The sequence below is a fragment of the Roseibium sp. genome, assembly GCF_965229775.1.
Lineage (GTDB): Bacteria > Pseudomonadota > Alphaproteobacteria > Rhizobiales > Stappiaceae > Roseibium.
In genome coordinates this window covers 5,990,887-6,005,143 of sequence record NZ_OZ245929.1, presented here as the reverse complement: position 1 = coordinate 6,005,143, position 14,257 = coordinate 5,990,887, and the positions used below count along the sequence as shown (strand labels likewise).

The following is a 14,257-nucleotide window of genomic DNA, read 5'->3' as shown; positions in this document are numbered from 1 at the left end:
CCGGGCCTCCGGACGTCACGGGCTGGTTGGCACCGCTACTTGGTCATCCGGCCGCCGCTCAGGGCCTCAGGGTCAGCGCAGCCGATGATGGCATACTCCCCCGCGCTGAGGCCCATGCGGGTACAGACGGCCTCGGACGGGGAATTGCCCGGTTCCACGCCGGTCATGAAATTGCCGAAACCGAATTTCTCGTTCATTTCGAGAACCGCATGTGCCCCGAGGATCAGCGAAAGATGACGGCCGCGATGCGCTACGTCCGTTGCCAGCATTCCCCACCAGGCCTGATGTGCAAGCGTTGGATGATTTTCGTGTGCAAAGGCGCAAGACGCTGCGCAGGATACGGCCTTCTCCTCCCGGTCAAGCGCCAGAAGGCAGATTGCAGGCCTCAGGAGACCGCGGAGCACCTCGCCGCTCGGCGGCAGCACGCCGCAACCGAGCGCCAGTTCGGCCATCGACGCCATGACGGTGCCAGACGTCGATGCATCGACTTTCCTCAGACGAAGACCATCGGGCAGGGAAAAGGCGTTCAGCACATCCCGCGCTGCGCTCAAGACGGGTGAGGCGCCTTCCCACTTTGCGTAGTGCATCGGAACGAGCCCGCGTTTCTGCAACGCGGTCTCGACCGCGTCCGTATCCGCAAGGGGAACGGCCGCGTAGTTCGAGTTGCCCTGAACCTTTGCAAGTGCGGCAAGCTTGTCAATGTCGCCGTCATGCGGGCTCACAAGCCCGACCGTGCGGCCGTAGTAGCTGTATCTCGGATCCTTCCCGAGCAACTCGGCCATCCCGCGCCCGCGTTTCAAAACTGCCCGCTGATCCTCATTTCCGAAAAATTCTTCGCTCTGCATCCTGCAAGTCCGTAACGCTGCCCGTGATTGTCCGGTTCAGAGTCGTCCGATCCAGGCTGGATGTCCAAGGCTAAATGAAAGTTCGGGGTTCGCTGCAGCCGTCGGCGGGGAAGCAGGACTATGCAGATACGAATTCTGGACTTTCCTGCGCGCGGCGCTAGGTCATCAGTCATGCTTGACCAAATACTGCGCGCCTTCGTCCTTCTTCTGCTGACCACATCGTCGGCTTTTGCCTGGGAAGCCAGGCTGGGCCAGATATGCGAGTTGATCCACGACGGCGACACGGCGTCCGTGCGGGTCACCTTTGATCCGGCGATCTCCGAATACGCGATTGCCATCACGCCGAAGGGGGCCTGGAAACAGAGGCCTCTTTTCGCGATGCGGTTCGACGGGCCGCGCGGGCTGACCATCACGACCGACCGGCACGTTCTTTCAGGGGGAGGCGCGACCCTGACCGTGACCGACAGCGGCTTCGGAAATGTTCTGAACGGACTTGAGTTCAATCACACCGCAACGGCGCTCCTTGGTGACCAGTCGGTCGCTGTCCCGCTGGCCGGAGCTGCCCCGGCCGTGCAGGAGTTTCGGGCCTGTGCCGCGGGCCTGAACGTTTGACCGGCACCTGAGCGATCCGGTGCCGGTGTGGGCAGCACGCCGTTTCAGGCAAGTTTCATCGTCACGATCCCCGCAACAATCAGCAGGGCGGCAACGGCGCGCTGGAGGCTGACTGCCTCGCCCAGAAACCAGAATCCGACGACAAAAGCGCCGACGGCGCCGATGCCCGTCCAGATCATGTAGCTGGTTCCGAGCGGAAGTGTCCGCATGGACAGGGACAAGAGCCCGAATGAGGCCACCATAGCAGCCAGCATGACGAGGGTTGGGGCAAGGCGCGTGAAACCCTGCGATTCCTTCATCGCAAAGGCCCAGACGATTTCAAGAAGACCGGCGGCAAACAGGAATATCCATGCCATGGCTATTCTCCATAGCGGGCCGTCCCGATTGAGTGAAAGGTTCTGGAGGTCGTCCCCCATCCGTCAGATGGGGGTGCGCCAGGTCGATGCAAATGAAACATCGGTAAGCTTCGCAGGAGCGTTCTTTCCGGCGCGGTTGCTGCGACCTGACGCCGAAGACCGTGACGGTGCGCCGAGATTACACCCTGTTGAGCGGCAAAGCCGGAGCAGGGCTTGCAGACAGCCGGTGCCTCAAGCGAGTATCCATTGATGCAACTGGAGTGCTCATGCGGATAGCCATCGAAATCAGACCAGGTGAATTGGCGGACAGGATATCGATCCTTCGGCTCAAGGTGGCACATGGTTCTGGCGGTGATGTTGCAAAGGTGCTCAAGCAGGATCTGCGGGACCTCGAAGCCCTGGCAAAGGGTCTGCTCGACAAGACCGACGCTGTCGAAAGGCATGTTGAGCGATTGGCGGAGATCAACGCCGCGCTCTGGGAACTGGAAAACGACGTTCGCCGTCACCTGGAAACACATTCATCCGGGACGGCGTTTGCGGCCTGCGCCACGCGCATATTCAAGCTCAACGAACAGCGGTCGAATGAAAAGGCGGCGATCGACCGACTGACGATGGGAGAGTCGGCCGAAGCCAAGTTCTTCACCTGATCTTATGCACTTTTGGCGTGAAATCGGCCTCCAAATAGTTTACGTTAGGTAAATTATTTGGAGGATTTATTGTGAGAAAAAGCGTTGCGAATTCCGTCGCCGGCGGGCTGATTTCGGGTGCATCCATTCTTGCTTCAGATGGTGCGATAAACGAAGCCGATGCTTCCTCGATCACGCAGGAAAGAAGTTTTCTCTTCGAACTGAACACCGCCGATACGGGAGACTTTATCGGCATGACCTGTTGTCCGGACCTGGTTGACGGGTTCCTGTTCGACGGGTTCGATCCGCGCCTCGGGAGGCTGGAATCCGTCGCCGCCACGGCCACCCTCACCGGATTTACGATCGATGCTCTGAATCTCAATACATTTGACGGCCACTTTGCCGGACTGGACCTCGGCCGTACATTTGCGCTTGATCTACTGGAAGACCGCATGGTGACGATCGGGGCGATTACACCGCTCGATGATTTTCTCGCCGATCTGGTTTCCGTAAGCTTTGGATTCAATCTCGGTGTCCGGCCGGGCAGCATCGGTTTGTCACCCGACGAACCGATATCAGGCACTTTGGCCCTGACATACAACTATGCACCCGTGCCGGTCCCGGCCGGGCTGCTGCTGGCGAGCACGTCCGTTCTTTCTCTCATGGCGGTAAGCGGCTTTGCACGCCGCCGGCGCAGGAAGCAGCAGGGGCCGGCCTGATTGAAGACACCCGTGGAGCGTTTGCGCGCGAGACTGGATTCCGCCAATCGGGTCCTGCAGGACACCTATGGCGAACTGGCCAGGCTGATCGATACGCTTGATGATCCCGAAAGCCGGGGAGCGGTCAATGCAATGATCTGGCAATGTGCTGCCGGACGTTCAAGCCGCGACCGGTACTTTTCCCAATGCGGACAAGACGCCTATCTCGACACGCATGTCTTCGGCCGCAAACGCGGCGGCGTGTTCGTGGATGTTGGTGCCTATGACGGGATCACCGGTTCCAACACGCTCTTCTTCGAAGTCTTCCGGGGGTGGTCTGGCCTGCTGATCGATGCCGTCGAGGAACAGCTGGACATTGCAAGGGACTTCCGGAAAGGGGAGTGTCTGCAAGCCTTTATCGGCGACGGATCAAGTTCTGAATTCATGACCGTTGACGGCGGCCCGACCATGATGAGCGGCCTGACCGGAAGCCTGCACGATGTCAAACGCAAATGGGTGGAGGAGCACCCGAAGACATCCATGCGCATCGAGGCCTGTCAGACAAGGCGCCTTGGGGACATTCTGCTGGAGCGCGGCATGACACGGATCGACTTTCTCAGTCTCGATATCGAAGGCGCCGAGCTGCAGGTGATCGAAAGTTTCCCCTTTGACGAGATCTCCGTTACGTGCTGGAGCATCGAAGCCTTCGAGCACAAGCCGGCCATCGATGAGGTCATGGAAAAACGCGGCTTCGTCTGGCTCGATCGCATAGGTGACGACGACCTTTATGTGCCACCGGACCTGGCTTGAAGAAGGGCGTCCAGTTCGGTCTCGACTTTCCTGAAAACGCTGTCCCAGTCGCCGGGCCCGGGTTGCCGAAACAGCCGCATGGACGGGTACCATGGCGTGCTGTCGCCCTCCGGGCCGTATTGCCAGAAACTCTCGAACGGAAGAAGGTTCCAGACCGGTTTGCCGAGCGAAGCCGCAAGATGGACCAGACTGGTGTCTGTTGAAATGACCAGATCCAGCGCTGATATCACGCCGGCGGCGTCCGCCAGATCCTGATCGTCCGACGCCGCATCGATGATGCGTTCTCCCGCGCTGGACTGCCGCAGTTCGTCGATCGCGGGTCCCTTGTACAGGCTGAATAGCTGGACATCCGGCCGCGCAGCGATCCCGCAGAAGGCCTCCGGAGACACGGACCGGATTTCGTTTCTGGGATATTTGGCGTTGCCGGTCCAGCACATCCCGATTTTGAAGGCGGAGCCGCTCGTCCCGACGATCCGTTTTCCGCGCGCCAATGCGTCTTCCGGCACGGTGAGGGTCAGGGGTTTTGGGGGCGCTGCATTGAAATGCAGGGCATGCGGCAGACTGCAGACGGGGCACCACGCGTCAAAGTCAGCCGCACCATAAGGCTCGCCGATTACCTTCAGGCCGATATCGGAGGCTTCCAGAAGGCGCTTCAGGGGCTTGCGGGCAACGAACGTGCCGATAACACCGGCCCCGGCCAGACTGCGCCCGAAGCGCAGCATGAGCAGATCATCCCCGAGCCCTTGATCGGGGAGAACAAGCAGACGCAATCCGATCGTGAGATCACGTTCCCATCTTTTCTTCGGTACATTCCGGGGTGCGGGCGTCAGATCGGCCTCGAAGCGGTCTTCCAGGAGCGCGAAGCCGCGGGCATAGTTTCCCAGATACAGCTGGGCAAAGCCTTCAACCGCACGGGACCAGGCAGATCCCTTGCCAGTTTCCTGCGCTTGCTGAACGAGCGCAATGGCGTCCTCGTAGCGCTTCAGGTTCTTGAGATCGTCCGCGATCACCGCGATGTCCATGGGCAGCGAATACGGCCTTGCGCGGCGAACCGAAAGCGCCTCCTCGTAGCGGCGCATCCCGCTCAGGGCATTTGCCTGCGCGCGCACATACTGGGAATTGCACGGGGCCTTGCGATGCGCCGTGTCGAAGGCTTGCTTCGCATCTGCAAACTGTTTCGACCTGGAAAGAAAGGTTCCCAGATCGTACCACTCCGCCGCCGATCCGCCCTGAAGACGCAGCTTGCGAGCAAGCGCATTTGCGGCGCGCCTCGAATTGATCGGAATGACGTCTTCCGACGAAGACCGGCTTTGCATGCGTTTCGGCCCCTCTTCCAGCGGTCTGCAGGGTAGCCGAATTTCATGTCGCTTTGCCAGGGGAGGCTCACGCGCGGTGCCCGTGGCAGGCTGACTTTTCGACCCTCACGGGGGGCGGCGGCGGTGGAAAGGCGCGGCGCAATGCGCGCGCCGGATCCTCAAACAAAGGAAATGCCGCCCACCGAATTCAATCCAGCGTCGCGGCATTTTGGAAGGATTGCGCGATGAGGGGGCTCCGCCGTCACACCCGGTTGAGCAGTCTTGCGCGGATCGTGTTCGGCAGGGCTCGGATTTCCTCCAGGATGCGCACCGGATCCTCGACAGGGCTGTCGACATCCAGAACCACGTAGCCGATATCGAGATGCGACTGCATGAACTGGGCGTGGATGTTCAGGTTGTGCCGTGTGAACAGGTCGTTCAGGGTGCGCATCGCGCCCGGGGCGTTGTGGTGCACCTGAATGAAGCGGGTCGCCTCCGTGCCCTTTGGCAGCTGTACCTGCGGGAACGCGACGGCGCCGATGGTCGAGCCGACATCGGAGTATTCGACGAGTCGCTTGGAGACCTCTTCACCGATCCGGGCCTGCGCTTCCTCGGTCGACCCGCCGACATGCGGCGTCAGGATGACATTGTCGATGCCGCGCAGGGGGGAGATGAACTCGTCCTTGTTGGATTTCGGTTCCACCGGGAAAACGTCGATGGCGGCCCCTGCCAGGTGGCCCGACCTGAGGGCTTCGGCCAGGGCCTCGATTTCGATGACCTTGCCGCGCGCGTTGTTGATCAGAAACGCGCCCTTTTTCATCTTGGCAATCTGTTCGGCGCGGAACATGTTGCGGGTTTCCGGCGTGTCGGGAACGTGCAGTGACACGACATCGGCCTGCGCCAGCAGGGCATCCAGGCTGTCCGCCGGTGTCACGTTGCCGTGCTGCAGCTTGTCGACCATGTCGAAATACAGGACGCGCATGCCCATGGCTTCGGCCAGGTTCGAGAGCTGCGTGCCGATATTGCCGTAGCCGACGATACCGAGGGTCTTGCCGCGTATTTCGTGTGATCCGGCCGCACTTTTCAGCCAGCGGCCCTCGTGGGCGGCTGCCGATTTCGTGAAGACACCGCGCATCAGCATGACGATTTCTGCAATCGTCAGTTCCGCAACCGAGCGCGTGTTGGAGAAGGGGGCGTTGAAGACGGGAATGCCCCGGTTCAGCGTTCCGGCCAGGTCGACCTGGTTGGTGCCGACAGAAAAACAGCCCACCGCGACGAGGCTTTTTGCAGCTTTCAGGACCTCTTCCGTCACCTGTGTCCTTGAACGGATGCCAAGGATCTGCACGTCCTGCAGCTTTTCGATCAGGGCATCCTGCTCCAGCGCGCCGGGCAGCACTTCCACGTTGCTATAGCCCGCTTTTTCGAGAACGGTACGGGCAGTTGGCGATATCCCCTCCAGCAGAAGCCAGCGGATGTGGTTTTTCGGCCGGGACAGACCGTGGATCATGGGCTTGAAGCCTTTTTCTGAAATCGGGATGCTTACAGCGCCTGAGAGGCGGGAAGCGCCGGTGTCGTATACGCGCTGATCCGTGTCGCGTCTAGGCTCTGGTGGTTCGGAATTTGTCTGTTTCGGCCATCCTGCACAGACTGTTTGCCACGTTAGCCGCGTTGTTGCGTGCAGGGCGCAAATTGGCCGTCTTTCTTCCGGTGCAAATAGAGGTCAGAACAGTGTCTTCAACCTGCTTGCCACGACCTCTATGGTCGCGTTGTCGTAGCCGAGCCTCAGGTCGTTCTTCATGAAGTCTTTCAGCTCGGACTGCTCCCGGATCTGCCACTCGCGGCTTTCGCCGTTTTCCACGCGACGGGCACGTCCGTTCAGAAAACTGAAGAAACCTGTCTTGGTAAGCCGGTAGAATTTCAGGTTGCCGGCAAAGGACTGCATGGGCGAGAGGGCGCAGACGAAGTTGGCTGCCTCGATATCCTCGTCACGAACGTCGACGCGGTCGAAGCCGTAGAGCGGAAACCAGCCGGTGTCCGTCTTTCTTTCCAGGACGTGTTCTCCGGAAGCGTCTTCAAAGCGGATGCGGTAGACCTGATCACGGATCGGCTGCTCCTGGTCCGGCGCGATTTTCACCGGTTCGGCAGGTGCCTGACCGCCAAAGCCGGCATCGACCAGCCATTCGTCGCCGCCAAGCGGGACGACAAAGGCAAGGTGCGTTCTGGCCCCGCCTTGCGCTTCGCCCATGCGCACGCGTGCCAGCACCCGGCGGTTTGGAAAACCGAGCGCATCAAGCACCTGGCCGAGGAGCGCGTTGACTTCGAAACAATAGCCGCCGCATCTGGCAAGGACGAGCTTCTGCCAGAGGCCCGCGTGATCAAGGTCCGGCACCAGTCCTGAGAAGGGCAGGACGTTTTCAAACGGAATTGCACTGATCTGCGCTGTCTGAAGTTGCTTCAGCCCGCTGAGATCCGCCTGGCAGCTCTTGAGGCCGATGCGGTCGAAATAGGTGGCAAGATCAAAGGGCATGACGCGATCCGGGCAAGTGAAAAGGCCTGTCGGATGTAGGGAATTGGCTGGTGAAGGTAAAGGGGCAGGGTGCAATGACGGCTTCACGAAAGGGCTGTCGCAGGTCCCGGACCAGGTCCGGGACTGCGCTGTGGTTTCGGACCTTCAATCGTCGCGCCGGACACAGCGAGCGGCAATGTGGATTGGGTCCCCGGTCAGGCCGGGGTTAGTTCTTGGGGGTGAGGCTCATGTACTGAAGACCTCATCCTGAGGAGCGCGCATGCGCGTCTCGAAGGACGGGCGGCAGGTTCGGTTTTTGCCGCTTATCCTTCGAGACAGGCCCTTGGCCTTCCTCAGGATGAGGTCGATGTGTTCTTCGTGTAAAAAAAGACCCGCCGCGAGGCAGCGGCGGGTGCTGGAACTCCGCGAAGACTGGCTGGTCTTTAAAGGCCTTCGGGGCCGCGCTGGACGGCGGCGACGCCGGTGCGGGAGACCTCGACGAGGCCGAGCGGTTTCATGATCGCGATGAACTGCTCGATCTTCGACGTGCGCCCCGTGATTTCAAAGACGAAATGTTCCGTCGTCGCATCGATGACGGTCGCCCGGAACGCATCACCCAGCCGCAGTGCTTCCAGACGCTTGTCGCCGTCGCCGGCCACCTTGATGAGGGCAAGTTCACGCTCGAGCGGCTTGTCCTGGCTGGCGCGGCGCGCGCGCACCGTGAGATCGGTCACCCGGTGAACGGGCACCAGTCTGTCGAGCTGGTGACGGATCTGTTCGATGATCATCGGCGTGCCCGTGGTCACGATGGTGATCCGCGACAGGTGCCTTTCATGCTCGGTTTCCGACACCGTTAGGCTGTCAATGTTATAGCCGCGGCCGGAAAACAGCCCGATCACCCGGGCAAGCACGCCCGGTTCGTTGTCGACGAGAAGCGATAGGGTGTGGGTTTCGATTTCGTTGCTGACTTCTGCCAGGAAATAGGCGGAAGGCGCATCCACATTCTGTGCGTTCATTTCAATATTTCCTTCTGGCCCGGCATCAAACGAGCGATTTGCCTTCGGCGCTGATTGCATTGGCGACCGCCTCGTCATTGGCTTCGTCCGGCAGCAGCATTTCATTGTGGGCCTTGCCCGAGGGGATCATCGGGAAACAGTTGGCAAGGTTCGCCACCCGGCAGTCGAACAGGACCGGCCTGTCGACGGAAATCATCTCCTCGATCGCCCCGTCCAGGTCCCCTGGCTTTTCGACACGGATGCCGACGCCGCCATAGGCGTCGGCCAGCTTGACGAAGTCGGGCAGGCTGTCGGTGTAGGAATGGGAGAGGCGGTTGCCGTGCAGCAACTGCTGCCACTGGCGGACCATGCCCATGTACTGGTTGTTGAGGATGAAGACCTTGACCGGCAGGCCGAACTGGACCGCGGTGGACATCTCCTGGATGTTCATCAGGATGGACGCATCGCCGGCAATGTCGACGCACAGCGCATCGCGGTGCGCGACCTGCGCGCCAATGGCTGCCGGCAGGCCGTAGCCCATCGTGCCGAGACCACCGGAGGTCAGCCAGCGATTGGGTTCCTCGAAACCGTAGAACTGGGCTGCCCACATCTGGTGCTGACCGACCTCGGTCGAGACGAAGGTCTTGCGGTGCTTGGTCAGTTCATAAAGCCGCTGGATCGCGTATTGCGGCATGATGACGTCGGAGTTGGGCTTGTAGGCCAGCGAGTTGCGGGCGCGCCAGGCGTCGATCTGCTGCCACCACGCCTTCATTCCGGAAGCATCCGCTTTCAGCGAAGAGGACCGCCAGATGCGAACCAGGTCTTCCAGCACATGTCCGACATCGCCGATGATCGGCAGGTCGACATTGATGGTCTTGTTGATCGAGGACGGATCGATGTCGACATGGATCTTGCGCGAATTGGGAGAGAACGCGTCGGTCCGGCCGGTGATGCGGTCATCGAAGCGCGCGCCGATGCACACCATCAGGTCACAATCGTGCATGGCCATGTTGGCCTCGAACGTGCCGTGCATGCCCAGCATGCCGAGCCAGTTCTCGCCGGAGGCCGGATAAGCGCCAAGCCCCATCAGCGTGGAGGTGATCGGAAAGCCGGTCAGGGAGACCAGTTCGCGCAGCAGCTGGCACGCATGCGGGCCGGAATTGATCACGCCGCCGCCGGTATAAAGGACCGGCTTCTTGGCAGCTGCCATCATTTCCGCTGCCTGGCGGATCGAGGCCGCGTCGCCCTTGACCTGCGGCCGGTAGCTCTTGTGGGCGGCCGCCGGGTTCGGCGTCGGGCCCTGGTAGGTGCCGGTCGCGAACTGGACGTCCTTCGGAATGTCGACGACGACCGGACCCGGACGGCCCGAGGTTGCCACATAGAAGGCCTCGTGGAGGACGCGGGGAAGGTCATCGACATCACGGACCAGCCAGTTGTGCTTGGTGCAGGGGCGGGTGATGCCGACCGTGTCGCATTCCTGGAAGGCGTCATTGCCGATCAGGTGCGTCGGCACTTGGCCCGAGATGCACACGAGCGGGATGGAATCGAGCATCGCATCCGTCAGGGCGGTGACCATGTTGGTGGCACCGGGGCCGGAGGTGACGAGGGCGACACCGGGCTTTCCGGTGGATCGTGCATAGCCCTCTGCCGCATGTCCGGCACCCTGTTCGTGGCGCACGAGGATGTGCTCCAGGCCTTCCTGCTGAATGATCTCGTCGTAAATGGGAAGCACAGCACCACCCGGGTAGCCGAAGATGGTATCAACTCCCTGGTCTTTCAGCGCCTGTATGACCATTTCGGCGCCGGTCATTTCCCGTGTCATTTTCTCGTCCTTGCATATCGCGGCCCGGTTTCGGGCCATGGCTCATTTACGAATTCTGTCCGTTTTCCGCCCTGCGGCATCGAAGATACGGGAGGAGGGCAGCGCAATGAGGAGGCGGGTACAAAAAAAGGCCCCTCGGGGAGCCTTGGTCGCGCGCCATCCTGTCCAAGCGGGTCTTATCCCGCCCTGGAGGCGCGCTTTCCTACCACTACTAGAATGAGCGACATCATCATGTCGTCCCGGTCCTTCGATACTGCAGGTCGTGAAGACCTTTACTTGTTACGGTTTCAAAAGCAAGCAATTCCGTCTCTGCTTTCGAACGTGCGCCAAGCCCGTCCGGCCTTGACGCGGCGCACACTAGTGAGACGGTTCGAACCGGTCAAGCCTTAAATTCGATTATTGCGTGAAAGATGCGCAATGTTTTTGAATGTTTCTCGAAAGCCACCTCAACCGGTCATTCCGGCCGCCGGAACAAGGCCTTGGGCGGGGTATCAAAAACGTCATGGCACGAATGAGCGAAAAATGTCACACTGGTTGTTGCAAGCGGCTGGCCGGTCCTATATACCGCGCTCTCCGCACGTGCCGCATCCAATGCGGCCGGCCTTGATGGGTGTGTAGCTCAGTTGGTAGAGCAGCTGACTCTTAATCAGCGGGTCCACGGTTCGAGTCCGTGCTCACCCACCATTTTCCTTCTTTGCCTCGTGGTGCTGTCGCCGGGACCGTCAGCGGGGAACGTAGTCCGCCAGGTGCATGACTTCGAGGGCCGAGCGTGCGATGACGTCGGCGCCCGTGTTCTGGAATTCGTCGGGCCGGGTGACGACCGCCGCGCCGCCCAGTGCGATTTTCACGTCGCGTGTCGCCGGCTCCGACCGGCAGCGCTCGATTGCATCCTTGCAGTCCGCCGTTTCCTCGATCTGTCCGATCGACAGACCCAGAAGATGATAGGGGCGTGAGGAAAGACGCATGAACAAGGTGTCGCCGATCTCCATGTCGGCACCGCCATCAACGATCCAGCCCATATCGCGAAAACACATTCTGACCAGCGTGACACCGAGCGTATGCTTGGTGCCGTGCGAGCGGGCGAGCAGAACTCTTTTCGCCGAAGGATGCGGGTTGACCAGTTGGGCGCCGGCATGGGTCGCGTGGTTGACGATCGTGTTCAATCGTGTGGATGCGACAGCGACCTGCATGAAGTCGGTTTCATCGTTGCACCAATAGGTGCCGAGCTGCGTCGCCACCGGGCAAAACAGATGAATTGCCAGGGTCTGCATCGGGATGCTCGCCTGGAGCAACTCTTCGATGATCTCCCGGTGATGTCTGGGGTCGGGGTCGATCAGGGACTTGAGAAATCTCTCGCGGAACGAAATCGCCTTGTCGGCGGCGGGAAGCTGGCGCGCCTTTTCGTCCAACTCTGGATGCAGGCGGAAATCGAGATCCGTCTCTGAAATCAGCGGCGTTGCCTGACCGTTGACGTTTGGGTGCAGGTTGTTGACGAGGCCGGAAACACGCTCGCGAATAGCTTGCTCCAGAATCGAGAGATCCTGAGAGTTCAGCTGGTTCTTTTCGTCTGCCTTTGACGGCTGGCCATTGTCGGCGATCGATGGCGACACGTTGTTCCCGGTCGCTCCGTTCTCACCGTTTTCCTTGTAGGCCAATTCCCCCCTCCCGAAAACTCGGCCCAGGAAGTCAGGCGCTCCTCCACTCATTTCAACCCTACACTACGTGACCCGACCAGCATATTCCGTTGCGTACGCTTGCCCGGAAAAAGCGGGGTCCAATTATCAACGATCCTCGGCGCGATGCGCCAGTTGAACGTAGTTGTCCCGGTTGCCCGGAATTGCATGCAAGCGCCGTGCGTCGGTAGGCTTTCCCGACAGCGCGTTACGTACGGTCTCAGCGATTTGCGCCGCGTTCAAACCCGCTTCATCATACATTTCCCGAGGTGCAGCCTGGGCGATGAACCTGTCAGGAAGGGTCATGGTCCGGATGTCGCAGCGGCCATCGAGCATGCCCTTCGCGGCCAGGAAATGCAGCACCAGAGCGCCGAAGCCGCCGGTGGCCCCTTCCTCGATCGTCACGAGAAGCTCATGACTGGAAAAGAGGTCCAGGATCAGATCCTGGTCAAGCGGCTTGGCAAATCTTGCATCCGCCACGGTCGCGGAAATTCCTTCTGCCTCCAGCTGCGCGCGTGCCTGCCTGCATTCGGAAAGCCTTGCGCCGAAAGACAGGAGTGCGACGCCATTGCCTGTTTCGACAATCCTGCCTTTTCCGATCGGAAGGGGAACGGCCTTGTCCGGCATTTCAAGGCCGATGCCTTCGCCACGCGGATACCGGAACGCAATCGGACCCGCGTCATGGCCGGCAGCTGTTGCGACCATATGGGTGAGCTCGACCTCGTCGCTCGCTGCCATGACGGTGAAATTGGGCAGGTTCGCAAGATAGCCGACATCGAATGCGCCAGCGTGTGTCGGCCCGTCCGCTCCTACCAGACCGGCCCTGTCGATCGCGAAGCGGACGGGCAGGTTCTGAAGCGCAATGTCATGGACAACCTGGTCGTATCCCCGTTGCAGGAAGGTCGAATAGATGGCGCAGAACGGGCGCATGCCTCGTGCGGCAAGCCCGCCGGCAAACGTAACCGCGTGCTGTTCGGCGATGCCGACATCAAAGGTGCGTTCGGGGAACTGCTTTGCGAAGGTGTCGACGCCTGTACCGGCCGCCATGGCTGCCGTGATCGCAACAATCCGGTCATCTCTTTTCGCCTCTTCAACGAGCGCATTTGCAAAGACCTTGGTGTAACTCGGTGCCTTGGCCTTTGCCTTGGACTGTTTTCCCGACGAAATGTCGAATTTGGAAACGCCGTGGTACTTGTCGTGCGAGGTTTCGGCAAAGCTGTAGCCGGCGCCTTTGCGCGTGACGGCATGAAGCAGAACCGGGCCGGTGCTCTCGCTCTTGAGTTTTCGCAATACCGCAACCAGCTCCTTCACATCGTGCCCGTCCACGGGCCCGTGATATTGAAAGCCCATATGTTCAAAGAGGCTGCGCTCCTTTGCGAGCGTGTCGGTCCGGGACGCCAGGTCGTTGAGGTGACCGGAGACGGCTCCGGTCGGCGGTGATATCGACATGTTGTTGTCGTTCAGAATAACGAACATCCGCCGGTTGAGATCGCCGGCATTGTTGAGGCCTTCATAAGCCATGCCTGCGGTGAGCGCGCCATCTCCGACAACGCAGATCACATCTTCGGACCCGCCGGCCAGATCACGGGCGACCGCGAAGCCGAGACCGGCCGATACCGATGTCGAGGAGTGTGCCGCGCCAAAGGGATCATATGGACTTTCGCTGCGTCTGGTAAAGCCGGAGAGGCCATCTCTCTTGCGCAACGTCCGCATGCGGTCTCGCCGGCCGGTCAGAACTTTGTGAGGGTAACACTGGTGGCTGACGTCCCAGATCAGCGTATCCCTGGGCGTATCGAAGACGGCGTGTATGGCGACTGTAAGTTCGACCACACCGAGGCTGGAACCAAGATGTCCACCCGTTTCCGAAACAACCGAAATTACTTCGGTTCTGAGCTCGTCCGCGAGCGCGGCCAGCTCATCAGTCGTCATGTGTCTTAGATGTTGCGGGTATTGGACCTGGTCCAGCAATGGCGTTGCAGCCACTCTCCTGGATATGAAGCTCATATCGTTTCCTCCCGC

General features: G+C 60.5%; 13 protein-coding genes and 1 tRNA gene. 5 read left to right on the top strand and 9 right to left on the bottom strand.

Annotated features, from left to right (window positions below; genetic code table 11):
* Positions 1-35: 35 nt before the first annotated feature.
* A complete protein-coding gene (locus ACO07N_RS27350) occupies positions 36-845 on the bottom strand; it encodes a hypothetical protein (RefSeq protein WP_421984024.1) in 810 nt (269 codons plus the stop codon).
* A 171-nt stretch (positions 846-1,016) separates the two neighbouring features.
* Between ACO07N_RS27350 and ACO07N_RS27345 the strand changes: the two genes are divergently transcribed.
* Positions 1,017-1,457: a hypothetical protein gene (locus tag ACO07N_RS27345; RefSeq protein WP_421984023.1), complete on the top strand. Its 441-nt coding sequence runs from the start codon at positions 1,017-1,019 to the stop codon at positions 1,455-1,457.
* 44 nt (positions 1,458-1,501) lie between these two features.
* Here ACO07N_RS27345 and ACO07N_RS27340 read toward each other — a convergent pair whose 3' ends face one another.
* Positions 1,502-1,813 carry a DMT family transporter gene (locus tag ACO07N_RS27340; RefSeq protein WP_421984022.1) on the bottom strand — a complete coding sequence of 104 codons (312 nt, stop codon included), beginning with the start codon at positions 1,811-1,813 and terminating at the stop codon, positions 1,502-1,504.
* Between the two features lie 266 nt (positions 1,814-2,079).
* Between ACO07N_RS27340 and ACO07N_RS27335 the strand changes: the two genes are divergently transcribed.
* The 3 genes from ACO07N_RS27335 to ACO07N_RS27325 all read left to right on the top strand — a co-directional run bounded on the left by ACO07N_RS27335 (position 2,080) and on the right by ACO07N_RS27325 (position 3,947).
* Entirely contained in the window at positions 2,080-2,460 is a 381-nt protein-coding gene (locus ACO07N_RS27335) for a DUF6165 family protein (RefSeq protein WP_421984021.1), read from the top strand.
* 71 nt (positions 2,461-2,531) lie between these two features.
* On the top strand, positions 2,532-3,158 hold the full coding sequence (locus ACO07N_RS27330) for a hypothetical protein (protein WP_421984020.1): 627 nt from the start codon (positions 2,532-2,534) through the stop codon (positions 3,156-3,158).
* Between the two features lie 12 nt (positions 3,159-3,170).
* On the top strand, positions 3,171-3,947 hold the full coding sequence (locus ACO07N_RS27325) for an FkbM family methyltransferase (protein ID WP_421984019.1): 777 nt from the start codon (positions 3,171-3,173) through the stop codon (positions 3,945-3,947).
* Here ACO07N_RS27325 and ACO07N_RS27320 read toward each other — a convergent pair.
* From ACO07N_RS27320 to ACO07N_RS27300, 5 genes are all read right to left on the bottom strand, one after another.
* Positions 3,923-5,263 carry a glycosyltransferase family 9 protein gene (locus ACO07N_RS27320; protein WP_421984018.1) on the bottom strand — a complete coding sequence of 447 codons (1,341 nt, stop codon included), beginning with the start codon at positions 5,261-5,263 and terminating at the stop codon, positions 3,923-3,925. The two genes, ACO07N_RS27325 and ACO07N_RS27320, sit on opposite strands and share 25 nt — an antisense overlap.
* 241 nt (positions 5,264-5,504) lie before the next feature.
* Positions 5,505-6,749, bottom strand: coding sequence for a phosphoglycerate dehydrogenase (gene serA, locus ACO07N_RS27315; protein ID WP_421984017.1), 1,245 nt, complete (start codon positions 6,747-6,749; stop codon positions 5,505-5,507).
* Between the two features lie 213 nt (positions 6,750-6,962).
* Complete coding sequence (locus ACO07N_RS27310) at positions 6,963-7,769, bottom strand: arylamine N-acetyltransferase family protein (RefSeq protein ID WP_421984016.1); 807 nt, start codon at positions 7,767-7,769, stop codon at positions 6,963-6,965.
* A gap of 422 nt (positions 7,770-8,191) precedes the next feature.
* The gene (gene ilvN, locus ACO07N_RS27305; protein WP_319383040.1) at positions 8,192-8,764 is read right to left on the bottom strand and encodes an acetolactate synthase small subunit; all 573 of its coding nucleotides are present in this window, start codon (positions 8,762-8,764) and stop codon (positions 8,192-8,194) included.
* 25 nt (positions 8,765-8,789) lie between these two features.
* On the bottom strand, positions 8,790-10,565 hold the full coding sequence (locus tag ACO07N_RS27300; RefSeq protein ID WP_421984015.1) for an acetolactate synthase 3 large subunit: 1,776 nt from the start codon (positions 10,563-10,565) through the stop codon (positions 8,790-8,792).
* 608 nt (positions 10,566-11,173) lie between these two features.
* Between ACO07N_RS27300 and ACO07N_RS27295 the strand changes: the two genes are divergently transcribed.
* Positions 11,174-11,249 (top strand) — tRNA-Lys (locus ACO07N_RS27295).
* A gap of 38 nt (positions 11,250-11,287) precedes the next feature.
* Here ACO07N_RS27295 and ACO07N_RS27290 read toward each other — a convergent pair.
* Positions 11,288-12,220, bottom strand: coding sequence for a cobalamin B12-binding domain-containing protein (locus ACO07N_RS27290; protein ID WP_421984014.1), 933 nt, complete (start codon positions 12,218-12,220; stop codon positions 11,288-11,290).
* Positions 12,221-12,346: 126 nt separating this feature from the next.
* On the bottom strand, positions 12,347-14,242 hold the full coding sequence (dxs, locus tag ACO07N_RS27285; protein WP_421984013.1) for a 1-deoxy-D-xylulose-5-phosphate synthase: 1,896 nt from the start codon (positions 14,240-14,242) through the stop codon (positions 12,347-12,349).
* Between the last annotated feature and the right edge of the window lie 15 nt (positions 14,243-14,257).

Bases quoted from the DNA above. Each gene is read 5' to 3' on its own strand.
- ACO07N_RS27300 (WP_421984015.1), bottom strand. From the start codon at position 10,565: ATGACACGGGAAATGACCGGCGCCGAAATGGTCATACAGGCGCTGAAA.
- ACO07N_RS27350 (WP_421984024.1), bottom strand. From the start codon at position 845: ATGCAGAGCGAAGAATTTTTCGGAAATGAGGATCAGCGGGCAGTTTTG.
- ACO07N_RS27345 (WP_421984023.1), top strand. From the start codon at position 1,017: ATGCTTGACCAAATACTGCGCGCCTTCGTCCTTCTTCTGCTGACCACA.
- ACO07N_RS27310 (WP_421984016.1), bottom strand. From the start codon at position 7,769: ATGCCCTTTGATCTTGCCACCTATTTCGACCGCATCGGCCTCAAGAGC.
- ACO07N_RS27320 (WP_421984018.1), bottom strand. From the start codon at position 5,263: ATGCAAAGCCGGTCTTCGTCGGAAGACGTCATTCCGATCAATTCGAGG.
- dxs (WP_421984013.1), bottom strand. From the start codon at position 14,242: ATGAGCTTCATATCCAGGAGAGTGGCTGCAACGCCATTGCTGGACCAG.
- ACO07N_RS27335 (WP_421984021.1), top strand. From the start codon at position 2,080: ATGCGGATAGCCATCGAAATCAGACCAGGTGAATTGGCGGACAGGATA.
- ilvN (WP_319383040.1), bottom strand. From the start codon at position 8,764: ATGAACGCACAGAATGTGGATGCGCCTTCCGCCTATTTCCTGGCAGAA.
- ACO07N_RS27340 (WP_421984022.1), bottom strand. From the start codon at position 1,813: ATGGCATGGATATTCCTGTTTGCCGCCGGTCTTCTTGAAATCGTCTGG.
- serA (WP_421984017.1), bottom strand. From the start codon at position 6,749: ATGATCCACGGTCTGTCCCGGCCGAAAAACCACATCCGCTGGCTTCTG.